Below are 23,991 nucleotides of genomic sequence, written 5' to 3'. Positions count from 1 at the left end.
GCGTGCTGACGTGACGATTTAAGGTGCTCCCGTTCTACAGTCCGCACAGTACTTGAGTATGTCTCACGAGACGGTCTATGCTATTGCGAGCGGGAAAGGTGGCGTCGGCAAAACGACGACGACGGTGAACCTCGGTACGGCCCTCGCGGAGGCCGGCGAGCGCGTCGCTGTCGTCGACGCCGACCTCGGAATGGCGAACCTCGCCGGGTTCGTCAGCCTGTCCCCCGACTCGACGACGCTTCACGACGTGTTGTCCGATGGTGCATCGATCGACGACGCCACCTATCGAATCACAGAGAACATCGTCGCGGTTCCGAGCGGTACCAGCCTCGACGAGTACGCCGACACCTCCCCCGAAGGGCTCAGCGACGTCGTCGCGGAGCTCAGAGACCAGTTCGACTACGTCTTTCTCGACGTCGGCGCGGGTGTCAGCCACGAAACCGTCCTCCCGCTCGGGCTGGCCGACGCGGTCATCCTCGTCTCGACGCCCGAGCCCGCGGCCGTCCACGACTCGAAGAAGACCCTCGAGCTCACGGAACGCGCCGGCGGAAAGGTCGCCGGACTCGTCCTCACGCGAACCCGGCCCGAGAGCGACGTCTCCTACGACGAAATCGCCGCTCGATTGGAGACGCCTCTGCTCGGCACGATTCCCGAGGATCCGGGGGCCCGTGAGAGCGTCTACGCCGGCACACCGCTGGTCGTCTACCGTCCCGACGGGCCGGCCGCCACCGCCTACAAACGGCTTGCAGCCGACCTGGCGGGTATCGAGATCCCGACCACGTCGAACGAATCGAGTGCGACGCCCGACGGCGATCAGCCGACCGACAGTATCAGCCAGTCCGACGACACCGATCCCGACACCGGCGGCTCGAGCGCGAGTTCGACGACCGACGGCGACGAGTCCGGCGGCCGAGAGGCCGCTCACGACGACGTCTCGAGTGCGATCACCGAGGCGGAGTCGGATACCTGAGTGCGGAATCCGGACGTTTCGCTCGGTTTCACGCTCGCGACCGGTCTCGATCATCCAGTAAGGGGTTCCTGTCCGATCGTATCGCCGGGAAGACTGTTAGGAGACAGGCGTCGATGACTATCTCGAGATCACGACATTCCGTACAGTTAGTCTGTACCGAACGGAGTAACGACCGCCATCCGAAGCCGCGTATCACTGATTCGACGCCGACAGCGCGTCGCTCCCGCCGCCTCACCGTTTCTCGTCAGTAGGATCCCATCATCACGCGCCACAGACTGTAACGAACTGATTACTAATCATATCCGTTATCGATGGCTCGACCATGGAGCGACGAAAAATCCTCCTCGGCAGTGGCGCAGCGCTCGCAACCGCACTGGCTGGTTGTTCCGGCAGCGAAACAAGTGACGGATCGGACGACGATGACGACGGCTCCGATCCGGACCCCAACGGAAACGACAAGGAAAACGGTGACGACAACGGCGACCACGACACCGACGGAACCCACACGGACGACGTGCCCGGGTTCGATGGCAAGAAACTGGACGTCGACAGCGACGCGATCTCGGTCAAAGCGATCGACAAGAAAGGCGACAAGCTCGAGATCCTCGTGGAGACGGACATCACCGACCACGAGAAACTGTACGCCGAACTGAAGTCCCTCGCGGACGACCACGACGACGCGATCGTGGATATCGAGGCGTTCATCGCCGAGATCAAGACCGTCGAGTGGATCGTCGAACACAGCGGCACGACGGTCGCCTCGTTCTACGTCAACGTCGACTGGATCGTCAGCTACCTCCAGAACGAACTCTCGAAAGACGAGTTCTACGACAAGGTCAAACAGACGGCCGAGTGACGGAACGCTCGAGCGAACGTCCACGCGGCCCGATACGGCGACTCGACTTTTTCGGACGATGATTCGGCTAGCGACGAGTACCGAACGAACCGGAAGCTGCTGCTACATCGAGCGCGGCGGTTCGACGCCGAGGATCGATAGCGCGTTCGCGACCGTGTGTTTCGAAGCCGCCACGAGCGCGAGTCGCGCCTCGCGAACCTCGGGATCGACGTCGTCGGCCAGCACGGGACACTCCCGGTAGAAGGCGTTGAATCGGTCGGCGAACGTGCGCGTGTAGGTCGCGATCTGGTGGGGTTCGAGATCGTCGGCCGCCTCGTCGACGACCGCCGGGAACCGGGCGATCGTCTCGAGCAGATCACGCTCGGCCTCGGTCGCGAGCAAGTCGGCCTCGAGCGACTCGAGTTCGATATCCTGCGTCGCGAGGCCGGTGTCCGGATCCAGCCCGGCCTCCTCCAGAATCCCACAACAGCGTGCGTGGACGTACTGGACGTACGGCGCGGACTGGGCCTCGAAGTCGAGGGCCTGCTCCCACTCGAAGGTGATCGCCTTCGTCGGCTGTTTGGAGACGATATCGTAGCGGACCGCACCGATGCCGACCTGGTGGGCGATTCGCTCGATATCATCCTCGTCTAAGTCGTCGTCGCGGATGCGGTCGTCCAGTCGGTCCTCGACCTCTTGGCGGGCGCGGTCGATGGCCTCGTCGAGCAGGTCGTCGAGGTCGACGCCGGTGCCGCGACGCGTGCTCATCTTCCCCTCGGGGAGGTTGACGTAGGAGTAAAGCACCTGCTGGAGCCCCGTGGTGTCGTTTCCGAGCAACTCGAGGGCGGACCGGACCTGTTTAGCCTGCAGTTTGTGGTCCTCGCCGAGTACCGTCACTGCGCGGTCGTAGTTGTCGAACTTCCACTCGTGGTGGGCCAGGTCGCGGGTCGCGTAGAGGGAGGTCCCGTCCGAGCGCAGGAAGACGAGGTTCTTGTCGATGCCGTGCTCCTCGAGCTCGAGCTGCCAGGCCTCGTCCTCGTAGACGGCTTCGTCGAGCTCTTTCAGGCGGGCGACGAGATCCTCGGTGTCGCCGTTGCGCATGAACCGCGTCTCCTTGACGAACTCGTCGAACTCCGCGGGCAGGCGTGCGAGACAGCCCTTCATCCCCGAGAGAACCTGATCCACGACCTCGCTGACGCGTTCGTAGGCCGACTCGTCACCGGCCTCGAGCCCCTGCATGATCGACTCGATCTCGGCTTCGGCGGCCTCGCGGTCGGCCTCCGAGGCGTTCTCGAGGTAGGCGTTGCCCTTCCGGTAGTAGCGCACGAGGTCGTACTCGATGCGGTCGCGTTCCGGCTCGCCGTCGAGGTCCGCCTCGTCGAAGGTCTGGTAGGCCCAGGTGAAGACGGCCATCTGCCGACCCGCGTCGTTGACGTAGTAGTGGCGGTCGACGTCGTAGCCGGCGATATCGAGCAGGTTCGCGACGGCGTCGCCGATAATCGGGTTCCGCGCGCGGCCAACGTGGACTGGCCCCGTCGGATTCGCGCTGGTGTGTTCGACGACGACGCGCTCCTCGCGGTCCTCGAGCGCGCCGTAGGATTCGTTCGTACCGGCCGTCAGCGTCTCGGCGAAGTAAGCGTCGCTCGGCAAGAAGTTGAGGTACGGCCCCTGTGTCTGGATCTCGGCGACGTAGGTCAGATCGTCGGCGTCGATCGCGTCGGCGAGCTGTCCGGCGACCTGCGGCGGCGGCGCGCCGGCCTCGCTCGCGAGTCGGAACGCGACGCTCGAGGCGAGCACGCTCTCGACGTCTTCCGGCGGTTCTTCGATCCCGAGGTCGTCCGTCGGGAACTCGAGTTCGGAGAGCGCCCCCTCGAGGGCGGCCTCGACCTCTGCGCGTAAAGAGAGGAACATACCGCCTCGTATTCAGGGCTCGAGTAAAGGAATGTCGGGTTTCGTCTCGCGTCGCCGAGTCAACCGCCCCTGTCTCGAGGTTTCCCGTCACTCAGCAGCGGGATCGTCGGTTATTCCGACCTCGGACCGTCGAACGACAGTTCGGCGGGGAGTTCGGGGTCGGGTTCGGCCCCGTCGGTCGCGAGTTCGGCCTGTACCTTCTCGATTAGCAGGTCGACCGCCATCCGATTCGCGCCTTCGGGGATGATGACGTCCGCGTTCTTCTTCGTCGGTTCGACGAACTGCTCGTGCATCGGTTTGACCGTCCCGAGGTACTGGTCGATCACGCCCTCCAAATCGCGCCCACGGTCGATGACGTCGCGCTCGATCCGGCGCAGGATTCGGACGTCCGCGTCGGTCATCACGTACACCCGCAGATCGAGCATCTCGAGGACGTCGTCATCGTACAGCGAGAGGATGCCCTCGAGCACGATCACATCCGTCGGCTCGACGGTCACGCGCTCGTCCTTGCGGTTGTGGATCTCGAAGTCGTACTGTGGCATCTCGACCGCCTGGCCCATGAGTAGGCTGTTGAGATGTTCCTGCAGAAGCTCCCACTCGAAGGCTGAAGGATGATCGTAGTTGACGTCCGCCCGCTCTTCGAACGCGAGGTGCGAGAGGTCCTGATAGTAGTTGTCGAGCGGGATACGGGTGACCGCTTCGCCAACCGTTTCGGCGACGGTCCGCGAGACGGTCGTCTTTCCGGCCCCCGTCCCGCCGGCGATCCCGATAACGAACGACGGTATGCTCATCGTCCGATGCTGGGTCGGATGGCTATTGAATCCCTTGATCTCGGCTCGATCCGACGGAGACGGTGTAGGTCAGATGACACACTGCACCCTCGCCGAACTATCGCTTGAACCACACCGCAGCCTCGCGGAACCGCTCCTCGTGAATCGGCCGGAACGTCTCGCCAGACGCGTCGAACTCGTCGGGCGACCAGAACCGGGCCGCACTCGCGTCGCTGCCGGCCGTCGGATCGCCCGACGCATCGGCCCGATCCGCGACGTAGTGAACCGTCAGCACGTGTTTGCCCTCCCGCGGCGGCATCGTCGTTGCGTCGAGTAACTCGAGCGCGCCAGGATCGACGACGACGCCGGTCTCCTCCTCGAGTTCGCGGACCGCAGCGGTCTCGGGAGACTCGCCGACCTCCATGTGGCCGCCGGGGATCGTCCACTCGCCGACGCCCGGCGGCACGGCTCGTTCGACACAGAGCACCGCAGGGACTTCGGCCGATCGGTCGACGACCGCGACGCTCGCACAGGGGACCGGGTTGTGCCAGACTACGTCTCCGCAGGTCGGACAGCGCTCTCGCTCGCGGCCGTCGAACGCGGTCGTCTCGAGAGACGTACCACAGTGGGGACAGAACTCGGCTGGACGGCTGACCATCTACCGTGGTTTCCGCACCGGGGGTATCAAAGCGTTTTCAATCCGGGACCGATCAACGAGCCGAGAGTTAGAGCGTTTTGAGTCCGCTGCCGGTCAGCGGCACGACGACGTCCGCGTCGTCCTCGAGGACGCCCAGCTCTCGGTACTCCTCCAGCGCTGCGGGGGCGACCGCACAGGTGGGTTCGACGTAGAAGCCGCCCCGATGGAGTCGATCGAGCGCGCTCTCGACGGGATCCGAGCCGAGCGCGATGGCGTCGCCGTCGGTCGCCTCGATGGCGGCGAGAATTTCGTCCTTTCGGGCGGGCTTTTCGATCCTGATGCCGTCAGCGATGTCGGCGCCGTCGGCACCGTCGGCGTCCCCCTCGGTCTGCCGTCCGTCGAGTTCGTCGACGATGGGGGTGTATCCCGTCGCTTGTGCGCCCAGCAGCCGGGGCATGCCGTCGACGATACCGGCCTCGTTGAGCAGGGAGAAACCGCGGTACGCGCCGAGAAAGAGCGTCCCGTGGCCGACCGGGAGCACGACCGCGTCCGGGACGGTCCAGCCCTGCTGGGCGGCGATTTCGAACGCGAACGTCATCGTGCCCGCGTAGAAGGCCGGGTTCCAGGCGTGGCTTGCGTACCAGCCTTCGCCGGACTCGACGGCGTCGATACAGGCATCGGTCACGTCTTGGCGGTTCCCGTCGATCCGAACCGGGCGTGCGTCGGCCCGCTGAATCGTCATCAGCTTCGACTGCTTGACGTCCGCCGGGACGTAGATGTCCGCCTCGATGCCGGCGCGAGCCGCGTAGGTCGCGATGGCGGCTCCGGCGTTCCCCGAGGAGTCCTCGATGACCTTGTCGACGCCGAGTTCGACCGCTCGAGAGAGCGTCGTCGTCGCCCCGCGGTCCTTGAACGAGCCCGTCGGGAAGACGTACTCGAGTTTGAACTGAGCGTCCCACTCGGGAGCCTCAACGAGCGGCGTAAAGCCCTCGTGGAAGGTCACGTGTTTCTCGATGGGCAGGAACTCGAAAAACGTCCAGAGCCCCTCGGTGGTATCCAGGCTGTGCAGTGGAAGCGGGTCGCCCTGTGGATGTGGCCGCTCGGTGAACTCGAGGGCGTGGCCGCAGTTACAGCGCCACGGCTCGTTCGGTCCCGCTTCGTAGACGATGTCGCAGTTCGGACAGGTGAGATCTGCAGGCATGTTAGTAGTCGTCGATGTCGGTGGCGACGGAGCAGACGTACTCGCCCGTCGCGACCTGCGGCAGTCGTCGCGTGCGCCAGAGAATACCGGCGCTGTCGGCCGTCACCTCGGCTTTCGGTTCGCCGAAGGGGGTCGTCACCTCGAACAGTGTCTCGCCGCCGCGGACCCGGTCGCCCAGCTCCTTCCGGAACGAGACGAGTCCACCGCTCGGTGCACCGTACTGTTCGAACCCGCGAGCGCGGGTCTGCTCTTCGATGTCGACGCTCCCGTCGAGAAAGCCGTAGTGAGTGAGGACGTTGAAGACGCCGTCGACCCCCTTCTGGATGCTCGCCTCGTCCCAGCCGACGGCTCCGCCGAGTTCGGGATCGACGGTCGGGACCCCCTCGTCCGGTGCCGCACGGGCGAGTTGGCCGTCCGGCCCCTTCTGATCTAAAATGTGCCCACAACCGAACACCTTCGCCAGTTCGAGACAGTCCTTGTGGAGTCGGTGGCGTTTGCCACAGCGAACGCGAACCTCGTCGATCATTCGGCTGGTCGATCCCTGGTGGAGGTCGAGAATCAGGTCGGCTCGCGTCGCCGCCTCGTACGTCGCGGCCGCGATCCGCTCGCTCGAGGTGCCGGTCTCGTTGCCGGGATAGGCCCGGTTCATCTTCGTGTCGTCGATTGGGTTGCGGTGTTCGGCGATCTGAAACGCGTGATAGTTGACGATCCCGGTGATCAGGATCGTTCCCGCGAGCTCCGACGGATCGAGTTTCGGAACGACGCGCTGGATCACGCCGATCCCGTTGAGTTCGTCACCGTCGCTCGCCGCCTGCATGTACAGCGTCTTTCCCGGCCGTTCGCCGTTGATTACGGCGACCGGCAGACCGAACGGTGACCCATCCCGGGTCTCCCCCACCTCGAGACGGCCCGTATCGATCTCGCCGGGATCAGCGCTCGCCGTTCCGAGCGTCGTCGTCATGTGCCTGCAGACGGACCCGTTCGTCTTTATTGGTTCGGTGTCCACCAGCAAGCACTGGGTTCGAACGGCCGTCGTTCTCCAAAAATAGCTGTCACTTCGTCTCGGCTCGGCCGACGACGAGAGCGGGCGGTCTGCGAGGAGACGCGTTCGACACCCTAGAGGAACAACCGGAAGTAGTACGGACTCAGGAAGCCCTCGATGACCGCCGCGATCGCGAGCAGGATGCCGACGCCGACGAGTACCCAGAACGCGCGCTCGAGCGCGTCCGCGAACTCGGCTCGCGTCGCCCGCCCTCGGTACGCCCGCCAGCTGATCCGGCCCAGCCAGATGCCGACCGCCGTCGCGATGAAGATCGCCGGAATCTCGAAGATGCCGTGGGGGATCACGAACGCGAGAAGCTCCATCGGTTCCGCTTCGGTCCGACCGTAGACGCCCATGAACACGCCGTTGAACAGCAGCGAGGCGACCGCCGGGAGGACGAGCGCGACGCCCGAGAAGGCCGTCGTCAGCGCGACCATCCAGTTGTTCCCGAAGAACTCGAGCGCCGCCGCCGGCGGAATGTGGCCCTCGAGACGGGCCGAAATCGACGTCTCGACGGTCCCGGCCAGCGGTTCGGCGGCCTCCCAGCCGACCCAGAAGCTGGCGAACGCGAGGACGACGACGAGCGCGTGCGTTCCGGGCGTCGCGCGGACGAACGCGACCATCTCGTCCCAGCCGCGCCGAGCGCCCGCCCGGAACTGCCCGAGAACCGATCGCTCGGGCTTCGCCGGCGGTCGCAGGCGTCCGCGGTAGTCGTTGTAGAGGGCCGTCTTCAGGAGGTCGAGGAAGGGGAAGACGAGCAACGCGGTGACGAGCGACGTGAACGCCATCACGTCGACGAGCAACAACACGCCCGAGACGGCCGAGATCGCGAGCATCGTTCCGAGCGAGACGGCGTAGTAGAACCCCGCCCCGACCGGCCGAGCGCGGACGAACGCGAGAGTGTTGGAGAGCGAGCCGAGCGCCGTCGCGTCGTCGACGACGACGGCGACCGGTGCGAACGCGAACACCGCTCGAACGGCCGCGAGCGCGACGAACAGGACGAGCACCGCCACGAGCGCGATCAGCCCAGCGACCACCCCCGCACCGGTCGCCGCCAGCGCGATCACGGCGACGATGGATACCATCGTCCCGATCGTGAGTAACACCGCGATCCACGCCAGGAACTCGAGTACGTACAGGCCGAGAAATCGCAGCCAGTAGCGGCGCGCGCCGGCGATACCGGCCGTCAGGCCCCGCTTGTCGATCAGCCGGGCGCTACAGGCGGTGAGCTGTCCGGCGCTGACGATCGGGAGGAGGACGAGAAACAGCAGGACCGACAGTCCGATCGTCACGAGGATGAGCACGGCTATTCCGGGCGTGAACACCTGCTCGAAGACGGGTTCGAAGCCGCTCACCCACTCGTCGAACGCCTCCTGGTCAGCGTCCGGATCCGGCGGCTGGCTGTCGATTCCGTGCAGTTGGTCCTGAATCGTCGCGAGTCGGCCGGTGGTCTCGAGGTAGACGAATCCGACGGCGATCGCGAGAAACGGAACGAGACGGACGATGGCGGGGACGGCAGCCCCGAGCAGGTACCACGGGAGAAGATCCGACGGCCGGCGACGGAGCGCGGCGATAGCGGCAGTGACCGAGTCAGAGAGGGACATACGGAGACATTGTTCGTCTATCAGATAAATGAACCTCTATCGGTCGGGGGTGGAGGACAGTCGCGTTACGACACCGTCGAGAGGCCAGTCGTCGATCCGCGGCTCAGTTGAACGTCCGGTCGTCGAACGTATCGCTCGAATCATCGTCCGAACTCCCGCCCGAGAGTCGCGGGGTGAATCCGCCGGTGAGGATGACCGAGACGACGACCAGCGCGGCCGAAAGGACGACGAAATCCGCGCTCGGATCGTAGCCCGCGAGACCGGCACCGGTCGAGACGACGAAGATGGCGACAGTGAAGACGATGGTCGCGAGGAGTCCGATAACGACGATTCCGACGACGCTAGCCAATAGCCCCCTCAGTATGCGGCGAATCGATGACATTCGTTGGAGGTCGATTGTCCTCGAGCGAACGTAATTTTTGTGACATCGATCTCGAGTCGGAAACACCGCCACTCGACCGCTTACGGCGTCGAAAACCCACTGTGAGGAGGGACGCCGTCAGCTGAAAACGGGAGCAGTAGCTGAGAACGAGGGGAGACGGGGAGAAATGTGACGGTGGGCGAGGCGGATCACGATCAGCCGAGGAGATACCGCAGTTGCGGTACCCGCTCGACGATCGGGTGCTGTTCGATGTAGCGGTCCACGCCGAGGATCCGACCGGCCGCCAGCGCGCCCAGGGTCAGGAAGACCGCGGCGTAGACGAGTTGGTCGTTGACCAGCCCGCCGGCGACGTCCCAGCTGCCGAAGTAGAACAGGACCATCTGGGTCGCTGCTCCGAGCGCGGCCAGCCGAACGAAGACGCCGGCGATCAGCGCGAGGCCAATGAGCACCTGCGTGACCGGGACGATCACGTCGATCGCTCCCATCAGCGCGGCGCTCTCGGCCATCGTCCCGAAGAGTCCGCTCGCCGGACTCGCCGGATCGACGTTCGCGAGGTAGCCGTGGGCGCTGAACTCACCGGTTACCTTTCCCCAGCCCGCCGACAGCATCACCCAGCCCATCAGCAGTCGGAGACCCAGAATCGCCCACGCGCTGAGGTGGTGCGGTCGCCCCTCGAGCGTCACGCCACCGAGGCGGCTTTCCAACCGATTAACCGCAGTCGTTGTCATTGTCGGTCACCTCTTACAGCTAAAGAGAGGCTGGCTAGTTACTTGAATCCGAATTACAATTCCTGTTATATGGGGATGGCGCCAATACATACCACTATATAGAGGGTCTATATACGGTTGCCACGGTTCCGCTGTGCCGAAGCTTACGTCGCGCGACGGCGTACGGGCGGATATGGTCACGACGCTCTCTGCGGATCGACTCGCGGAACTCATTGACAACGGCGCGGCGTTCACCCTCGTCGATACCCGTCCCGAAGACAGCTACGAGGCCTGGCACATCTCCGGGGCGCTACACTTCCCGTTCGGTCCCGAGGAGGAACTGGACGGCCGCCTCGAGGAGTTCGAGGACCTGGTTGGCGACGCCGACCGGGTGATCACCACCTGCGCGAAGGGGATCTCCTCGGGGAATCTGGCAACCCAACTCGAGTCGGCCACCGACGCCTACGACCTCCAGACCGTCGAGGGCGGGATGAAGGGCTGGAGCGGGGTCTACGATCACGTGACGATCGACACCCGCGACGACGAGCTGACGATCGTCCAGATCCAACGACGCGCGAAGGGCTGTCTGGGCTACGTCGTCGGCTGTGATGCGACGGGCGAGGCCGTCGTCGTCGATCCGACCGGTGACGTCGACGAGTTCGAGGTCGCCGCCGAGGAGGCCGGACTCTCGATTACGGGGGTGATCGACACGCATGTCCACGCCGATCACGTCTCCGGCGGCCGTGACCTCGCGGATCGCCTCGAGGCTCCCTACTACCTCGGTGCCCGCGCCGCCGAGCGCGGCGTCGAGGTCGAGTTCACGCCCCTCGAGCGAAACGAGGTACTGGACGTCGGCGACCTCGCGGTCAAGGCCGTGGTCGCGCCGGGCCACACCAGCGAGATGATCAACGTTCTCGTCGACGACGCGGCGCTGCTGACCGCCGACACCCTGCACGTCGATTCCGTGGGCCGGACGGAACTCGAGTTCAGCGACGACCAAGGGGAGCGCGGAGCCCGGATGCTCTACGAGACGCTGCACCGCACCCTGCTGGCCGAACCGGAGGGGATCACCGTCCTGCCGGGACACGTCACCGTCACGGCAGAGGGCGAGTTCGAACACGGGTCGCCGGGTGAACCGATCGCGACCACTGTTCGCGACGCGCGGACGGGGATCGACCTGCTCGGACTCGAGGAGGACGCCTTCGTCCAGCGAATGGCCGACGCTGGCGAGAAGCCCGCGAACTACGAGGAGATTATCGACCTGAATCGCGGGGTAACGGAGCGTCCGCCCGAAGAGCGGGTCGAACTCGAGTTAGGGCCGAACAACTGCTCGGCCTGAGTCGAGGGGCGACACTAATTACGCGAGCGAGTGTCGCCATGGTCGGGCGCGTCTCTGTCCGAGAGACGACTCGAGCGGACCGTATCCGGAATAGCCAACGCGCCTGAGAATTGGTTATGTAGTATCGTGTCATAGAGACCCACGGTGAACCGCAATGCAAACAACAGCGATACACCAGGTCGAGTGCCCGGAGTGTGCGACCCGTTCAAGTATTTCACTCCCCAGTGACGACGTCGAACCGAAACCCAGTCGCTCCGTCGCAGCGTTCGGCGAACAGACGAAAGTGACGTGCTCGAACGGACACACCTACTGGGTACAGTTCTGCTAGTCTTCCCTTTTTGAAGCTCCGTTCAGACGACGCGTAGAGCGCCGCCGCGTCACCGCGAGTAGGTCTCGAGTTCGGTGATCCGACCGTCCTCGAGATCGAAGAAGTCCGCGAACTCGAACAGCACTCGCTCGCCGTCGCGGACGCGTCCGCGGGCCGCGGCCCGTTCACCGTCGGCGACCACCGCCTCGAGTTCGTGACTGGTGTCGGGATTCGGTCGGTCCTCGCGCATGAACCGGACGAACGACTCCCGGTCCTCGAACGTCCGGTCGGGCCGTCGCTGGACGAACTCGGGCGCGAGGACGTCCTCGAGGACGTCGTACTCGTGGCGATCGAGCGCGTCGTAGTACTGCCGAACGAGGGGTTCCGGGTCCATACAGCGACCGTTTCGGTGCGACAGGCAAAAGGGTACAGTTCGATCGACTGCTCGCGGGCGGGTTCGAGACGATCGGTTCGGGAAGCTATCAACTGCGTTACTGTAAGCCGTTTCAGCGAACGCTTACAGGCGCGTGTGTCGACGACTCATACATGGCAACGACGGACGACTTTCGGGCGGCCGTGTCTGTGGCCGACCTCGAGGAAACCGGACGCGAACTGGTGAGCATCGACGGGACGCCGCTGGCCGTGTTCCATCACGAAGGCGAGATCCGCGCCGTGAACAACCGCTGTCCCCACATGGGGTTCCCGCTGGTCGAGGGTACCGTCGACGACGGGATCCTCACCTGCCACTGGCACCACGCGCGGTTCGAACTCTCCTGTGGCGACACGTTCGATCCGTGGGCCGACGACGTGCAGACTTACCCCGTCGAGATTCGGGACGACACCGTCTACGTGAATCCGAACCCGCCCCGCGAGCTGCCGCCGGCCGAACACTGGACCGAGCGCCTCGAGACCGGCCTCGAGGAGAACCTCCGACTCGTCGTCGCGAAGTCGACGATCGGCCTGCTCGACGCCGGCGTCGACTATCGGGAGCCGATGGCGACGACGCTCGAGTTCGGAACCCGATATCGGGAGTCGGGCTGGGGCTCCGGGCTGACGATTCTGGGCTGCATGGCGAACGTGATCGACGACCTCGCACCCGAGGACCGAAAGCGAGCGCTGTACACCGGCGTCCGGCACGTCGCAAGCGACTGCGCTGGCGAACCGCCGCACTTCGACCAGCCGTCGTTCTCGACCGAAGACGTCGCCTTCGACCGACTGAAGTCGTGGTTCCGCGACTGCGTCGAGGTTCGGGACCGCGACGGGGCGGAACGCTGTCTCCGTACCGCGGTCGCGTCGGGCCGGTCCGACGCCGAACTCGCCGAACTCCTCGTCGCCGGCGCGACCGATCACCCCTACCTCTCGACCGGCCACGTCCTCGACTTCGCCAACACGGCCTTCGAGAGCCTCGACCACGCCGGTTGGGACCACGCCGACCAGGCGCTTGCGAGCCTCGTCGAACCGCTCGTCACCGCCAGCCGCAGCGACGAGCGATCGTCCTGGCGACAGCCGGTGGATCTCGTCGCGCTGCTCGAGGACGTCTACGGCGGCGACGTGAGCGAGACGAGCGGTCTCGAGGAACTCGTGCGGGAAGGGGCGGACGAAACGTGGACCGTTCCGGACGACTTTCAGGACACCCTGCTCGGGGACGAGCCCGAAGCCGTCGTCGACGCGCTCGCCGACGCCGTTCGGGAGGGAGCGACGGGCGAGGCGCTCGCCGCCGAAGTCGCCCACGCCGCGGCCACGCGCGTCGCCCAGTTCGGCACCGCGAACGAGTTCAGCGACTGGAACACCGTCCACCACACGTTCACGTACGCGAACGCGGTCCACCAGTTCGCCCAACGGACGGACGCCGTCGAGTGCTACCGCGGCGTCTTCGACGCCGCGATCAACGTCTACCTCGATCGGTTCCTCAACACCCCGCCCGCGCCGATTCCGGCGGCCGGGGACAACGAGACCGGCCGCGAACCGGACGCGATACTCGAGGACCTGTTGGCGACGTTCGACACCGAAGGCGAGGTGAACGAGGCCGGCCGACTCGTCGCCGAGTTCTTCGACTGCGACGGCGATGCCGCGGCGCTGAAACGGACGCTTGGCCACGGACTACTGCGCGAAGATTCGGGCTTTCACACGCTACAGAACCTCGAGGCGGCGTTCCGACAGTTCGATCTGGCGGACGCAGGCGAGCGCGACGAAGGGACCGAGGGCGTCGAGTCGACCGTCGACCGCGAGCGACGACGGCGCGTGCCGATGATCGCAACCGCTCGCTACATGGCGGCACACTTCCCGACGCGTCGGGAGGCCGAGCAGACGTTTACCATCGCCTCGCGGCTCAACCGCGGCGAGGCGATTCACGAAGAAAACGAGTAGGTGGTCGAAGCCTCAGTCGCTGCTGATCGTCCCACCGCCGTCGGGACCGTAGCGCGAGTCGTCGTCGTACCGAACGCACTTCGCGGTCTGGTCCGGCTCCACCTGATAGGTCTCGATCGTTCCGCGCTCGCAGGGGGTGGCGAACTCGGTCTCGAGACGGTCTCGAGCCGCTTCGCGGTCGCCTGCGGTCGCCGTCTCGAGCACGTCCGCGAGCACGCGTTCGGCGTCGGCATCCGTTAGCCGGGCCGGGATGTCGTAGGAGTCGCGGATCGCTTCGGGGGTTTTGTCCGCCGTGTCGTCGACGAACGTCACGTCGTCGCCCAACAGGTCGTAGCGGAAGTTCGCGACCGCCCGCCAGTGGTCTTGCTCCATCTCGTAGCCGTCCGGCTGGACGAGTTTCGGACAGCGCGGGTGGAATCGGCAGCCGCTCGGGACGTCGATTGGGTCCGGAACCTCGCCGACGAGTTCGATTCGCTCGCGCTCTTCGGTGGGGTCGATCCGCGGCACCGAGGAGACCAGTGCCTGCGTGTAGGGGTGTTTCGGATCGTTGATGATTTGGTCCGCCGGCCCGACCTCGACCAGTTCGCCGAGGTACATGATGCCGATCCGGTCGCACATGTGCTTGAGCAGGGAGAGGTCGTGACTGATGTAGACCGCCGTCAGCCCCAGCTCCGTCTGCAGCCGCTTGAACAGATCGAGGATGCTCGCCCTGATCGAGACGTCGAGCATGCTCGCCGGCTCGTCGGCCAGCAGGAACGACGGCTCGAGGGCCAGCGCGCGAGCGATGCCGACGCGCTGGCGTTCGCCGCCGCTCAGCTCGCTCGGATACTCGTGTGCGTAGGCCTCGGCCGGTCGCAGCCCCGCCTGCTCGATGGTCTCGTAGACCCGCGCGTCGCGCTCTTCGGCCGTGCCGATATCGTGGACGTCGAGCGGCTCCTTGACCCACTTGTAGACCGTAAACCGCGGATTGATCGACTGGTAGGGGTCCTGGTGGATGATCTGTGCTTCCCGACGGAACTGGTTCAGTTCGCTGCCGCTCGCGTCGGTGATCTCCTTGTCGTCGAAGTAGATTTTTCCACCCGTGGGCTCGATCAACCTGATTGCACTCTTGCCGAGCGTCGTTTTTCCACAGCCGGACTCGCCGGCGAGGCCGAACGCTTCTCCCTCGCGAATCCCCAGCGAGACGCCGTCGACAGCCTTGACTGCCTTGTTGCTCTCGCCGTGGAGGAGCCGCGAGACGATGCCGCTGTTGACGGGGAAGTGTTTCTCGAGGTTCTCCACCTCGAGTTTGTACGTTTCGTCCGTCTCGGTCGCCGAGTCGTACTCGAGGGCGTCAGTCATCGGACTCCACCTCGGCTGTCGCTCGATCCGCGTTGGGATCGTCGGGCCGACCGATATCCTGCTCGAGCCAGGTTTCTTTCTTTCCAGCTTCCGTCTGTAGGAGCTCGACTTCGTCAGCGCGGTGACATTCGACCTCGTGACCGTCGCCGTACGATTCGGGTTCCGGCGTCACCTCCCAGCAGGCCTCTTCGGCGAACGGACAGCGCGGAGCGAATCGACAGCCTTCACCCGGATCGACGAGTTCAGGTGGCGTACCCGGGATGGAGATCAGTTCCTGATCGTCGTCGTTGATGTCCGGAAACGCGTTCCGGAGACCGAGCGTGTACGGATGGCGCGGGTTCGTGATAATCGTCTCGGCGTCGGCGATTTCGATGATGCGACCGCCGTAAACCACGGCGATGCGGTCGCAGGTCTCGCTGACGACCGACATGTCGTGGGTGATCATGATCATCGCGCTGTTCAGCTCTGTTTGCATCTCTTTGATCGTCTCGAGGATGCGGTCCTGGATCACGACGTCAAGGGCCGTCGTCGGCTCGTCTGCGAGCACGAGCGACGGCGAGAGCGCGAGTGCGAGCGCGATCATCGCCCGCTGGGCCATCCCGCCGGAGAACTGGTGCGGGTAGTCGTCGACGCGGTCGGGTTCGATTCCGAGTTCGTCGAACAGCGATCGTGCCCGTTCTCGAGCCTCGGCTTTCGAAGTGCCGTCCTCGTGATACCGGATGACCTGCACGATCTGCTGGCCGACGGTATAGACGGGGTCGAAGCCGTTCATCGCGTTCTGGGGAATCATCGAGATTTCCGACCAGCGGATCTGTTTGCGCAGCTCCGAGTCGGTGAGCTCCGTGATTTCGGTGCCGTCGAACGCGACGGAGCCGTCGACGATTTCGGCGTTGTCGGGCAGCAGGCGGATGATCGACTTGGCGAGCGTCGTCTTTCCGCTGCCGCTCTCGCCGACCAGTCCGACGGTCTCACCCCTTTCGATCGAGAGCGACACGTCGTCCGTCGCACGGACCCAGCCGTCCTCGGCCCGATAGTACGTCTTCAGATTGGTGATATCGAGTAGCGTCATTCTTGGTGTCTAAGTTCGGGGTTGACCACTTCTTCGAGCGTGCGACCGATGAAGAACACCGACATCACGAACAGCATGATGCAGATGCCGGGTGGGAAGACCCACCACCAGGCCTCGCGGATGGCATTTGCGGTGTACACGTTGTAGATCATCTCACCCCACGAGAGCATGTTCGGATCGCCGAAGCCGAGGAACGAAAGGCTCGCCTCGGCGATGACCGCCCAGCCGACCGCGAACGCCGCGTACAGGAATGTCAGCGGCAACACGTTGGGGAGGATGTGTCGATACATGATTCGCAGGTGACCGGCACCGATGGCCTGTGCGCTCTCGACGTAGGGCCGTTGCTTGTGACTCAACACCTGCGAGCGGATCACGCGGGCCGTCGATCGCCACAGAATCAACACGATCGCAACGATGATGTTGACGAGACTGTTGCCGAGAATCGCCACGAGAACGATCGCGAACGGCAGGAACGGAACGCCGTAAACGATGTCGGTAATCCGCATCAGGACGTCGTCGACCCAGCCGCCGAAGTAGGCGCTGACGAGGCCGACGTTGGTTCCGATGAAGACGGCCATAAACGCCGCGAGGCTCCCGACGAGGAGCGTCACGCGAGTGCCGGCGATCACCTGTGAGAGGACGTCGCGGCCCATGTCGGTCGTCCCCAGCGGGTGGGCGGCCGACGGAGACTCGAGACGGCCGCCGACGGCTCGCTCACCCGGATCGTGCGGTGCAATCCCCGGGATCGTCAGATTGAGGAACTCGATCGTGGTCGGCCGAGCGAAGATGCCGATCACGAGGAACACGAACAGCGTGGCCAATCCGATCTGGCCGAGCCTGTCGCCTTCGAACACCTCGAGTTTGGTTCGGACGTAGTCGATCCCGTTGCCGATGGTGCTTGCCGCGTTGTCGATTGGAGACGTCGTGCCAGTGCTCATTCGTACTCAACCCTCGGATCGAGGTAGACGTAGGCCAGGTCGGCGACGAAGTTCATGAGGATCACGACCGATCCCATGAGGAAGAACGCCGCCATCGCGACCGGGTAGTCGTTGTTGTTCACCGCACGAACCATCTCGCGTCCCATGCCGGGCCAGTTGAACACCGTCTCGATGACGACCGAACCGCCCATCGCAGCGCCGGTAGCGATCGCCGCCACGGTCACGATCGGGAGGATCGAGTTCCGTGCGGCGTGCTTGTACAGCACGGTCCGCTCCGGAAGCCCCTCCGCCTTCTTGATCTCGATGAAATCGGCGTTGAGGACGTCGAGCATCGTACTCCGCATCAACAGGGTCGGCGTCGCCAGATAGACGATCGCCCCCGTCAGTGCCGGGAGGAAGAGGTGTCTGAGGAAGTCGAGCGAACCGTACCTGGCGACGAAGCCGCCACCGAGTTCGCCGCCGGTCGTCCGCATCCCACTCGAGGGGAACCAGCCGAGCCAGAAGACGAACACCGAGAGGAGCACGATGCCGACCCAGAACTCCGGCGATGAACGGGCCATCAGCGTCACGATGATCCCGCCGCGTTCGAACCGCGAGTTGCGCCACCAGCCCATAAGGGCGCCGAACGTAACCCCGATGAGGTATGCGAAGACCAGTGCTGTCCCCATCAGTACGATCGTGTTCATAAACCGGATGAGGATGATATCGGTCACCGGCTCACGGTAGATGAACGACTGGCCGAAGTCGCCGGTGAGCAGTTGTCTAATGTACTCGACGTACTGGACGTACAGCGGCTGATCCAGCCCGAGTTCTGCGATCCGCTGCTCGCGCTGTTCCGGGGTCATCCCGTCGAGGATGAACATCGAGGTCGGATCGCCGGGCATCATCCGGAAGAGAACGAACAGGAGCGTAAAGAACGCCCAGAAGGTGACGATAAGCTGGAGAAACCGTCGGACGACGTACTCCCTCAGTCCCATCGCACCTTCTCCCCCTTGGTTGTCAAATATGTCATAGTATTGCAGTCAAATACGCTTGTAACGGTCGATCTGTACTGGTTACTGATCTGCGCCGTAGTGGAGTCGTCCGTCGTCGTCCCAGCCGTAGCCACCTTCGGCCAGTTCCTCTCTGGCAGCGGTGAGGTCCTCGTAAAACTCCTCGACGTCGGGGTTGTGCCAGAACTCGTTGTGTTCGGAGATCGTCGAGTGTGTCACCGTCCCCATGCCGTCGCGAACGAACTCGACGTACTCCTCTTTCGGCACGCCGTACGACAGTGCACGTCGAAGGTGACGGTCGTCGAACGGCTCACGACGCATGTTGTAGGCGATCTTGACGTAGCCGATGTCTTCGAACTCCGCGAGATCGAGATCGTCGTCGTCCCTGACGCGGTCGACGGCCGTCGGTTGCGGGACCGTTCCGACCATATCCAGCTGTCCCGATTCGAGGTCGCCGATGAGCTGTGCGGTGTTCGAGCCGGGGATCCGAATGAAGTTGTCGGCATTCGGCGTCTCGAAGTGATCGTCGAACGCCTCGAGCTGCAGTTCCGACTGGCGCTCCCAGTCGACGAACTGGAACGGTCCGCTGCCGATCCAGTTTTCGTCCTCGAAGTCGGCGAGATCATCCGGATCGACGTCGCCCCAGATGTGTTCCGGGAAGATGTACACCTGGCCGAGGACGTTGGCCGTAAACGGTGCGTACTGTTCGTTCAGGTGGAACGTGATCTCGTTTCCGGAGGTTTCGATCTCCTCGATGTTGTCGACGAGCGAGCCGTAAGTCGGCGAGTCGGCGTACAGCTCGTACGTGAACTCGACGTCGTCGATCGTGAGGTCCACTCCGTCGTGGAAGGTCACGTCGTCGCGGATCTCGACGGTGTAGGTCATACCGTCGTCTTCGATCTCGGGATCGTCCGCCGCGAGCCACGGCGTTGGGAGCCCGTCCTCACCGATCCGGAACAGCTGGTCGTAGATGAGGCGGACGAACTGGCGGTCCGGCGTCGCCAGGTCAAGCATCGGGTTCAGCGAGTTGATCGCTGCGGGATAGCCAAAGCGGACCGTATCACTGCCGACCGGCGTCGCCGAAATCATGTTCCAGAACGAGTTGAGCCCTTCACCCAGCGTCGGTTCGATGTCGGTGACTCGAGCGCTCGCGTACGGGTGGTAGCCGCCTTCGTTCGCGATGTACGTTCGGGGTTGATCCCGAGCGATAATCTCTTGGGCTTCGTAGACGGTTTGCTGGCGTTCGTCTTCGTCCGGCTGTGTCACTTGCAGCTCCGCCAGTTCGTCGTACTCGTCGTTTGCGTACCCCGGCGTGTTTCGACCACCCTCTTGCGTGTTCGCGGAGTGGTGCATGTCGTATATAAACGTGTGAGGGTCGATCCGTTCCGGCGTCCCACCCCACCCGAGGAGTGACGCGTCGAAGTCCTGCTGTACGACTGCCTGATCGACGTGAGCACCGAACTCGAGTTCGTCGAGGTCGACCTCGAAACCGATCTCTTCCCAGTTTTCAGCGATCATCGAGGCGAGTTCGTTTCGGAACGGGTTGACGCCTGCAGTCGGTGCAAGCAAGTGAATCTCCGGAACTTCGTCGGCGAGCTCCTCTGCACCTTCGACGTCCGTTCCGTCGTCCGTGCCGAGACAGCCGGAAATGCCCATCGTGAGTCCGACGACTCCCCCAATCCCCGCACCTTTCAATAACGTTCTCCGTGATGTGTTGTTCGCTGCCATTCTACCCCAATAGGTCTTTACCGATACTATATAAATCTCTCGTAGAAGATATACAATTGGAATCATTACAGCAGATATTTTGAACAGGCAGCCAACAATTAGGTGCACAACTCGTCATTGCGTTATCACATCATAAATCACGTACGACGGCTGTCTCGAGGAAAACCGCTTTTATAGTGGGGCGTCACTGAAACCGTGTGGAGTGTCACGTCTACTACGAAGGCGACGACGATCCGAAGAAGTGCACCGCGCGTCGCCTCGAGAAGTTCGATAAGGCCACCCTCTACCGACGGATGGAACAGGTGCCCTACGGCGTCGTCCTCAACCCCCACGCCGACCAGGCGCTCTCGCCGGCCGACGTTGCGGACGGACTCGGAACGGTCGTCGCGCTCGACTGCTCGTGGGAGTCCGCCGAAGCCGCCTCGTTCCGAATGAACGGCGTTCACCGGGCACTTCCCTTCCTCGTCGCCGCGAATCCGGTCAACTACGGCCGGCCGTTCCGGCTCACCACCGTTGAGGCGCTGGCCGCCGCCTGCTGTATCTTCGACGCGTACGACCGCGCCGAGGACCTCCTCGAGCCGTTCCGCTGGGGCGAGACCTTCCTCACGCTCAACGAGGAACCCTTGCGACGTTACAGCGAGTGCGCTGACTCGAGCGAGATCGTCGCGGTACAGGACGACTATCTGGCCGACGAGGAGCCGAGCGACGAGCTGCCAGACGAGGACGCGACGGACGAGTAGAACGCGGCGGACGGCGAACAGGCACTCCCGTTCTCACACCGATCTCGAAGGTACCCAGTCGCAGGACCACAGCGGTTATATGTGCGACCGGTCAACGATCGGTATGGCCAGTTTCGACGCCGCGGAAAAACGAACGCTCGAGAAGATGATCTGCATGCGCTGTAACGCCCGCAACTCACAGAAGGCCAAACGCTGCCGCAAGTGTGGCTACGCGAAGCTTCGACCGAAAGCGAAAGAGGCCCGCGCGGCATAATCGACCCGGTCGCAAACGCCTTTTCAATTCTATCCATTTCGCCCAGCGAGAGCGCTCAGTCGGTGGTAAACGGTGTCTCTTCCAGTTCGGCACAGCTGTCGAGCAGCGTCGTCAGACGGGCTGACGGCTGTCGATACCGAACCGTCCCGCTTCGGCGGTCGTACTCGACGATATCCCTCGCCGTGAGCTTCGGCAGGTCGACGTGTTTCAAGGCGAGTTTCGTCTCTTCGATCCGTGCGTCGATATCCGCCGACTCTGCGGTGGACCCGGGTTTCTCTGTGACGAGCCTCGCCACCTCGTCGACCGTCGCGACCTCGAGTTCGCGCAGATAGTAGAGTGCGTGCCGGCGGCGGTGCGTAGCGAGGAGGTCCAGTAGTTGATCCACCCCGTCCCGGTCGCGGTCGTCACTGGCACCGCCATCGGTTCGGATTCTGCAGTCGGCTGTATCGCTCCCGTGTGCGATATCCGGAACGACCCCCACGTCGTTAGACATACGACTAGACAATTACTATAGCAAATTAGTTGTTATGGCCAGCAGGCGACCACCCTATAGTCATATGAAATCAAACATAACGGCACTCGAACGAATGGATATCGTTCGCGTTGCTACTTGTCGGGATACTTCGGTTCCCGTTTCTCGGCCCGACTGAGCGCCGTCTCGACCACGTCACGCACGTCGCCGTGGAAGACGCCGCCGTGGCCCGCGTACAGGTGTTCGATACCGTCGGGCATGGCCTCGAGCAACTCCCGAATGCTCTCGATGAGTCGCTCGCGGGACTGGCCGGCCATGTCGGTCCGCCCGAAGCTTCCGTAGTCGAACGCACCGTCGTCGTGGACGACGACGTCGCCCGAGAACAGCGACGACTCGGAGACGAACGAGACGTGGTCGTCGGCGTGACCGGGCGTGTAGACCACGTCGAACGACTCGTCACCGATCGTCACCGTATCGCCGTCCGCGATCTCGTGGGTGCGCGTGGGGTGGTCGTCGTAGGCGTACACCTCGGGATCGAACGCGTCGACGACGGCCTCGAGTTGGGCGACGTGGTCTCCGTGTTGGTGAGTCATGACGACGGTGTCGACGTCGTCGGTGTGGGACCGAATCTCGTCGACGACGCCGTCCCAGGCGCCGGCGTCGACCAGCGTGGTTTCCTCGCCGACTACCAGAAACGCGTTGCAGGTGAACGTTTCCGCGGCCTCCGTGACGTGATGGACCTCCATAGACGACGACTCGAGGGCCGACCCCAAAATGGTGCCGTCCGAGAGAGACCGCGACACCATCCGGACCTCGTGGGAGTCACCACAGAACTCGTCTCGATGCGGTTTCGATCCGCTCGAGTGACCGCACTCACTCGGATCGTCGCGAGAACTGAGCAACCACGAGATTTTTTAGCCGGAAGACCGTACGACATCCCGTATGGGATTCGGGAGCTACGACGAATCCGAGCAACAGGAAGTCGACGCTGATTTTGACGACGACACGGTACAATCCGGCGAGAACAGCCACGACGGATCGATCGAGTTCGAGAACGGCGCCTCCAGCGGCGAGCTGCTCGATCGACTCCAGGAGATCAAAGACGAGGACTGATGAAGCCCGGGGTGCGGGCGCTGGGCATCGCCGAATCGGTTCGCGGTGACGCGAATCGCGACCGAAGCACGCTTGCCGGCGCCGTCGTCCGGGCCGACCGCGTCACGGACGGGTTCGCGTACCGTTCGTGCACTGTCGGCGGTACCGACGCGACCGACGCCGTGGTGGCCCTGCTCGAGGACCTCGAGCGGCCCGACGTACGGTACGTGCTGCTCGGCGCCATCGCCCCTGCCTGGTACAATCTCTTCGATCTCTCTCGAATCGAGGCGGCAGCCGACCGGCCGGTGATCGCCGTCACGTTCGAAGCGAGCGACGGTCTCGAGTCCGGTCTCCGCGACGCCTTCTCGGACGCTGCCCTCGAGCAGCGTCTCGAAACCTATCGGTCCCTCCCCGAGCGACGAGCGCTGTCGATCCACGGCGAGACCGTCTACGTTCGACACGTCGGTTGTGACGCCGAGACGGCCGCGGAAGTCGTTCGGGCGTTCACGCCCGAAGGCGGCCGTCCGGAGCCGATCCGGGTCGCGAAGGTCGCGGCTCGAGCGGGAGAGGCGTATCTCGACTCGCTCGAATAGCGCCGTGCCCGGAGAACCTCGTAGATCGAGACCAGCAACTGCGACCCGAAAGAGGTAGTAGTCGGCCGTCTGTCTCACCGGTATGGGAACGATGGACGAGTCAGGGCTCTGTGTTAGCGAGTGTTCGCGCTGTCCGGCGCTCGTGGACTCTCGAAGCCGGATCGTCAACGGAACCGGACCCGAGGACGCCGACATGCTGTTCGTCGGCGAAGGGCCGGGGGCACAGGAGGACAGCGAGGGCGAACCGTTCGTCGGTCGCAGCGGCTCCGTTCTCGACGACGGACTCCGGAGCGTCGGCCTGCTGCGCGAGGACGTTCGCATCACCAACTGCGTCCGCTGTCGACCGCCGGAGAATCGCGATCCTGCCACCGAGGAACTCGAGAACTGTCGGGGCTACCTCGAGCGGGAGATCGACCTGCTGGACCCGGAGATCATCGTCACGCTGGGGAAAGTGCCCAGCGAGCACCTGCTGGGGCGGTCGGTTGCGGTGACCAAAGAGGCGGGCTCGATCGAGGAGGTTCGGATCGACGGAATGCCGCGTCGCGTGTTGCTTTGCGTCCACCCGGCGGCGACGCTGTACGACCGAAGTCAGGAGGATACGTTCGCCGAGGCGCTCGACCGAGCCGCGTCCCTCGCCGGCATCGGCGCGGGCGACGGCGGAAGCGGGCAAACCAGACTTGACGGCTTTTGAGAATTTGTTC

The 23,991-nt window shown here is 64.1% G+C and carries 26 protein-coding genes; 10 read left to right on the top strand and 16 right to left on the bottom strand.

All coding sequences use genetic code 11. From position 1 onward, the window contains the following. Positions 1 to 58: 58 nt before the first annotated feature. Together minD and ACSFDB_RS08990 are read left to right on the top strand one after the other, a co-directional pair. Positions 59 to 970, top strand: a complete 912-nt coding sequence (gene minD / locus ACSFDB_RS08995) for a cell division ATPase MinD (protein ID WP_440770659.1) — start codon at positions 59 to 61, stop codon at positions 968 to 970. Positions 971 to 1,292: 322 nt separating this feature from the next. Next, a complete protein-coding gene (locus ACSFDB_RS08990; RefSeq protein WP_440770658.1) occupies positions 1,293 to 1,826 on the top strand; it encodes a DUF8159 domain-containing protein in 534 nt (177 codons plus the stop codon). Positions 1,827 to 1,928: 102 nt separating this feature from the next. On the opposite strand, the gene argS is transcribed toward ACSFDB_RS08990, so the two are convergent. From argS to ACSFDB_RS08950, 8 genes are all read right to left on the bottom strand, one after another. Further along, positions 1,929 to 3,716, bottom strand: coding sequence for an arginine--tRNA ligase (argS, locus tag ACSFDB_RS08985; protein WP_440770657.1), 1,788 nt, complete (start codon positions 3,714 to 3,716; stop codon positions 1,929 to 1,931). Positions 3,717 to 3,826: 110 nt separating this feature from the next. Then, positions 3,827 to 4,507 carry a uridine kinase gene (udk, locus tag ACSFDB_RS08980; RefSeq protein WP_440770656.1) on the bottom strand — a complete coding sequence of 227 codons (681 nt, stop codon included), beginning with the start codon at positions 4,505 to 4,507 and terminating at the stop codon, positions 3,827 to 3,829. 97 nt (positions 4,508 to 4,604) lie between these two features. Then, a complete protein-coding gene (locus ACSFDB_RS08975; protein WP_440770655.1) occupies positions 4,605 to 5,144 on the bottom strand; it encodes an NUDIX domain-containing protein in 540 nt (179 codons plus the stop codon). Between the two features lie 67 nt (positions 5,145 to 5,211). Continuing rightward, positions 5,212 to 6,324: a pyridoxal-phosphate dependent enzyme gene (locus ACSFDB_RS08970; protein ID WP_440770654.1), complete on the bottom strand. Its 1,113-nt coding sequence runs from the start codon at positions 6,322 to 6,324 to the stop codon at positions 5,212 to 5,214. Between the two features lies 1 nt (position 6,325). Then, positions 6,326 to 7,285 carry a succinylglutamate desuccinylase/aspartoacylase family protein gene (locus ACSFDB_RS08965; protein WP_440770653.1) on the bottom strand — a complete coding sequence of 320 codons (960 nt, stop codon included), beginning with the start codon at positions 7,283 to 7,285 and terminating at the stop codon, positions 6,326 to 6,328. Positions 7,286 to 7,440: 155 nt separating this feature from the next. After that, positions 7,441 to 8,970 (bottom strand): stage II sporulation protein M, encoded by a 1,530-nt coding sequence (locus ACSFDB_RS08960; protein WP_440770652.1) that lies wholly within the window; start codon positions 8,968 to 8,970, stop codon positions 7,441 to 7,443. A 103-nt stretch (positions 8,971 to 9,073) separates the two neighbouring features. Continuing rightward, a complete protein-coding gene (locus ACSFDB_RS08955; RefSeq protein ID WP_440770651.1) occupies positions 9,074 to 9,352 on the bottom strand; it encodes a hypothetical protein in 279 nt (92 codons plus the stop codon). Positions 9,353 to 9,546: 194 nt separating this feature from the next. Continuing rightward, complete coding sequence (locus ACSFDB_RS08950) at positions 9,547 to 10,080, bottom strand: DoxX family protein (protein WP_440770650.1); 534 nt, start codon at positions 10,078 to 10,080, stop codon at positions 9,547 to 9,549. Between the two features lie 172 nt (positions 10,081 to 10,252). Here ACSFDB_RS08950 and ACSFDB_RS08945 point away from each other — a divergent pair, with 172 nt between their 5' ends. Both ACSFDB_RS08945 and ACSFDB_RS08940 read left to right on the top strand, forming a co-directional pair. Beyond that, positions 10,253 to 11,398, top strand: coding sequence for an MBL fold metallo-hydrolase (locus ACSFDB_RS08945; RefSeq protein WP_440770649.1), 1,146 nt, complete (start codon positions 10,253 to 10,255; stop codon positions 11,396 to 11,398). A gap of 154 nt (positions 11,399 to 11,552) precedes the next feature. Next, positions 11,553 to 11,726, top strand: coding sequence for a hypothetical protein (locus tag ACSFDB_RS08940; protein WP_440770648.1), 174 nt, complete (start codon positions 11,553 to 11,555; stop codon positions 11,724 to 11,726). A gap of 49 nt (positions 11,727 to 11,775) precedes the next feature. Here the strand turns inward: ACSFDB_RS08940 and ACSFDB_RS08935 are convergent, their stop codons facing one another. Beyond that, on the bottom strand, positions 11,776 to 12,099 hold the full coding sequence (locus ACSFDB_RS08935; RefSeq protein WP_440770647.1) for a nuclear transport factor 2 family protein: 324 nt from the start codon (positions 12,097 to 12,099) through the stop codon (positions 11,776 to 11,778). A 152-nt stretch (positions 12,100 to 12,251) separates the two neighbouring features. Here ACSFDB_RS08935 and ACSFDB_RS08930 point away from each other — a divergent pair, with 152 nt between their 5' ends. Beyond that, positions 12,252 to 14,072, top strand: coding sequence for a Rieske (2Fe-2S) protein (locus ACSFDB_RS08930; RefSeq protein WP_440770646.1), 1,821 nt, complete (start codon positions 12,252 to 12,254; stop codon positions 14,070 to 14,072). A gap of 12 nt (positions 14,073 to 14,084) precedes the next feature. Here the strand turns inward: ACSFDB_RS08930 and ACSFDB_RS08925 are convergent, their stop codons facing one another. The 5 genes from ACSFDB_RS08925 to ACSFDB_RS08905 form a co-directional block, all read right to left on the bottom strand. Beyond that, entirely contained in the window at positions 14,085 to 15,413 is a 1,329-nt protein-coding gene (locus ACSFDB_RS08925) for an ABC transporter ATP-binding protein (protein WP_440770645.1), read from the bottom strand. Continuing rightward, positions 15,406 to 16,482: an ABC transporter ATP-binding protein gene (locus ACSFDB_RS08920; protein WP_440770644.1), complete on the bottom strand. Its 1,077-nt coding sequence runs from the start codon at positions 16,480 to 16,482 to the stop codon at positions 15,406 to 15,408. Before ACSFDB_RS08920 ends, ACSFDB_RS08925 begins: the two co-directional genes overlap by 8 nt. Next, positions 16,479 to 17,420: an ABC transporter permease gene (locus ACSFDB_RS08915; RefSeq protein ID WP_440770643.1), complete on the bottom strand. Its 942-nt coding sequence runs from the start codon at positions 17,418 to 17,420 to the stop codon at positions 16,479 to 16,481. The genes ACSFDB_RS08920 and ACSFDB_RS08915 overlap by 4 nt, the downstream gene beginning before the upstream one ends. Beyond that, positions 17,417 to 18,397: an ABC transporter permease gene (locus ACSFDB_RS08910; RefSeq protein WP_440770642.1), complete on the bottom strand. Its 981-nt coding sequence runs from the start codon at positions 18,395 to 18,397 to the stop codon at positions 17,417 to 17,419. Before ACSFDB_RS08910 ends, ACSFDB_RS08915 begins: the two co-directional genes overlap by 4 nt. A 78-nt stretch (positions 18,398 to 18,475) precedes the next feature. Then, the gene (locus tag ACSFDB_RS08905) at positions 18,476 to 20,068 is read right to left on the bottom strand and encodes an ABC transporter substrate-binding protein (protein WP_440771098.1); all 1,593 of its coding nucleotides are present in this window, start codon (positions 20,066 to 20,068) and stop codon (positions 18,476 to 18,478) included. 269 nt (positions 20,069 to 20,337) lie between these two features. Between ACSFDB_RS08905 and ACSFDB_RS08900 the strand changes: the two genes are divergently transcribed. Both ACSFDB_RS08900 and ACSFDB_RS08895 read left to right on the top strand, forming a co-directional pair. Further along, positions 20,338 to 20,880, top strand: a complete 543-nt coding sequence (locus ACSFDB_RS08900) for a DUF367 family protein (protein WP_440770641.1) — start codon at positions 20,338 to 20,340, stop codon at positions 20,878 to 20,880. Positions 20,881 to 20,983: 103 nt separating this feature from the next. Beyond that, positions 20,984 to 21,133, top strand: a complete 150-nt coding sequence (locus ACSFDB_RS08895; protein WP_019991865.1) for a 50S ribosomal protein L40e — start codon at positions 20,984 to 20,986, stop codon at positions 21,131 to 21,133. A gap of 55 nt (positions 21,134 to 21,188) precedes the next feature. Here the strand turns inward: ACSFDB_RS08895 and ACSFDB_RS08890 are convergent, their stop codons facing one another. Continuing rightward, positions 21,189 to 21,626: a DUF7344 domain-containing protein gene (locus tag ACSFDB_RS08890; protein WP_440770640.1), complete on the bottom strand. Its 438-nt coding sequence runs from the start codon at positions 21,624 to 21,626 to the stop codon at positions 21,189 to 21,191. Between the two features lie 113 nt (positions 21,627 to 21,739). Further along, the gene (locus ACSFDB_RS08885; RefSeq protein WP_440770639.1) at positions 21,740 to 22,351 is read right to left on the bottom strand and encodes an MBL fold metallo-hydrolase; all 612 of its coding nucleotides are present in this window, start codon (positions 22,349 to 22,351) and stop codon (positions 21,740 to 21,742) included. Positions 22,352 to 22,547: 196 nt separating this feature from the next. Between ACSFDB_RS08885 and ACSFDB_RS08880 the strand changes: the two genes are divergently transcribed. The 3 genes from ACSFDB_RS08880 to ACSFDB_RS08870 all read left to right on the top strand — a co-directional run bounded on the left by ACSFDB_RS08880 (position 22,548) and on the right by ACSFDB_RS08870 (position 23,981). Further along, a complete protein-coding gene (locus ACSFDB_RS08880) occupies positions 22,548 to 22,718 on the top strand; it encodes a DUF5786 family protein (RefSeq protein ID WP_440770638.1) in 171 nt (56 codons plus the stop codon). Continuing rightward, complete coding sequence (locus ACSFDB_RS08875; RefSeq protein WP_440770637.1) at positions 22,718 to 23,290, top strand: endonuclease dU; 573 nt, start codon at positions 22,718 to 22,720, stop codon at positions 23,288 to 23,290. The genes ACSFDB_RS08880 and ACSFDB_RS08875 overlap by 1 nt, the downstream gene beginning before the upstream one ends. A gap of 91 nt (positions 23,291 to 23,381) precedes the next feature. Then, positions 23,382 to 23,981, top strand: coding sequence for a uracil-DNA glycosylase (locus tag ACSFDB_RS08870; protein ID WP_440771097.1), 600 nt, complete (start codon positions 23,382 to 23,384; stop codon positions 23,979 to 23,981). The last annotated feature ends 10 nt before the right edge of the window (positions 23,982 to 23,991 follow it).

The organism is Natronorubrum amylolyticum, from assembly GCF_052040145.1.
Taxonomy (GTDB): domain Archaea; phylum Halobacteriota; class Halobacteria; order Halobacteriales; family Natrialbaceae; genus Natronorubrum.
This window is presented reverse-complemented; position numbering and strand designations above follow the sequence as displayed.

What these genes read in the sequence shown, in the direction of transcription:
- minD (WP_440770659.1), top strand. Translation starts at nt 59, where the DNA reads ATGTCTCACGAGACGGTCTATGCTATTGCGAGCGGGAAAGGTGGCGTC.
- ACSFDB_RS08990 (WP_440770658.1), top strand. Translation starts at nt 1,293, where the DNA reads ATGGAGCGACGAAAAATCCTCCTCGGCAGTGGCGCAGCGCTCGCAACC.
- argS (WP_440770657.1), bottom strand. Translation starts at nt 3,716, where the DNA reads ATGTTCCTCTCTTTACGCGCAGAGGTCGAGGCCGCCCTCGAGGGGGCG.
- udk (WP_440770656.1), bottom strand. Translation starts at nt 4,507, where the DNA reads ATGAGCATACCGTCGTTCGTTATCGGGATCGCCGGCGGGACGGGGGCC.
- ACSFDB_RS08975 (WP_440770655.1), bottom strand. Translation starts at nt 5,144, where the DNA reads ATGGTCAGCCGTCCAGCCGAGTTCTGTCCCCACTGTGGTACGTCTCTC.
- ACSFDB_RS08970 (WP_440770654.1), bottom strand. Translation starts at nt 6,324, where the DNA reads ATGCCTGCAGATCTCACCTGTCCGAACTGCGACATCGTCTACGAAGCG.
- ACSFDB_RS08965 (WP_440770653.1), bottom strand. Translation starts at nt 7,285, where the DNA reads ATGACGACGACGCTCGGAACGGCGAGCGCTGATCCCGGCGAGATCGAT.
- ACSFDB_RS08960 (WP_440770652.1), bottom strand. Translation starts at nt 8,970, where the DNA reads ATGTCCCTCTCTGACTCGGTCACTGCCGCTATCGCCGCGCTCCGTCGC.
- ACSFDB_RS08955 (WP_440770651.1), bottom strand. Translation starts at nt 9,352, where the DNA reads ATGTCATCGATTCGCCGCATACTGAGGGGGCTATTGGCTAGCGTCGTC.
- ACSFDB_RS08950 (WP_440770650.1), bottom strand. Translation starts at nt 10,080, where the DNA reads ATGACAACGACTGCGGTTAATCGGTTGGAAAGCCGCCTCGGTGGCGTG.
- ACSFDB_RS08945 (WP_440770649.1), top strand. Translation starts at nt 10,253, where the DNA reads ATGGTCACGACGCTCTCTGCGGATCGACTCGCGGAACTCATTGACAAC.
- ACSFDB_RS08940 (WP_440770648.1), top strand. Translation starts at nt 11,553, where the DNA reads ATGCAAACAACAGCGATACACCAGGTCGAGTGCCCGGAGTGTGCGACC.
- ACSFDB_RS08935 (WP_440770647.1), bottom strand. Translation starts at nt 12,099, where the DNA reads ATGGACCCGGAACCCCTCGTTCGGCAGTACTACGACGCGCTCGATCGC.
- ACSFDB_RS08930 (WP_440770646.1), top strand. Translation starts at nt 12,252, where the DNA reads ATGGCAACGACGGACGACTTTCGGGCGGCCGTGTCTGTGGCCGACCTC.
- ACSFDB_RS08925 (WP_440770645.1), bottom strand. Translation starts at nt 15,413, where the DNA reads ATGACTGACGCCCTCGAGTACGACTCGGCGACCGAGACGGACGAAACG.
- ACSFDB_RS08920 (WP_440770644.1), bottom strand. Translation starts at nt 16,482, where the DNA reads ATGACGCTACTCGATATCACCAATCTGAAGACGTACTATCGGGCCGAG.
- ACSFDB_RS08915 (WP_440770643.1), bottom strand. Translation starts at nt 17,420, where the DNA reads ATGAGCACTGGCACGACGTCTCCAATCGACAACGCGGCAAGCACCATC.
- ACSFDB_RS08910 (WP_440770642.1), bottom strand. Translation starts at nt 18,397, where the DNA reads ATGGGACTGAGGGAGTACGTCGTCCGACGGTTTCTCCAGCTTATCGTC.
- ACSFDB_RS08905 (WP_440771098.1), bottom strand. Translation starts at nt 20,068, where the DNA reads ATGGGCATTTCCGGCTGTCTCGGCACGGACGACGGAACGGACGTCGAA.
- ACSFDB_RS08895 (WP_019991865.1), top strand. Translation starts at nt 20,984, where the DNA reads ATGGCCAGTTTCGACGCCGCGGAAAAACGAACGCTCGAGAAGATGATC.
- ACSFDB_RS08890 (WP_440770640.1), bottom strand. Translation starts at nt 21,626, where the DNA reads ATGTCTAACGACGTGGGGGTCGTTCCGGATATCGCACACGGGAGCGAT.
- ACSFDB_RS08885 (WP_440770639.1), bottom strand. Translation starts at nt 22,351, where the DNA reads ATGGAGGTCCATCACGTCACGGAGGCCGCGGAAACGTTCACCTGCAAC.
- ACSFDB_RS08880 (WP_440770638.1), top strand. Translation starts at nt 22,548, where the DNA reads ATGGGATTCGGGAGCTACGACGAATCCGAGCAACAGGAAGTCGACGCT.
- ACSFDB_RS08875 (WP_440770637.1), top strand. Translation starts at nt 22,718, where the DNA reads ATGAAGCCCGGGGTGCGGGCGCTGGGCATCGCCGAATCGGTTCGCGGT.
- ACSFDB_RS08870 (WP_440771097.1), top strand. Translation starts at nt 23,382, where the DNA reads ATGGACGAGTCAGGGCTCTGTGTTAGCGAGTGTTCGCGCTGTCCGGCG.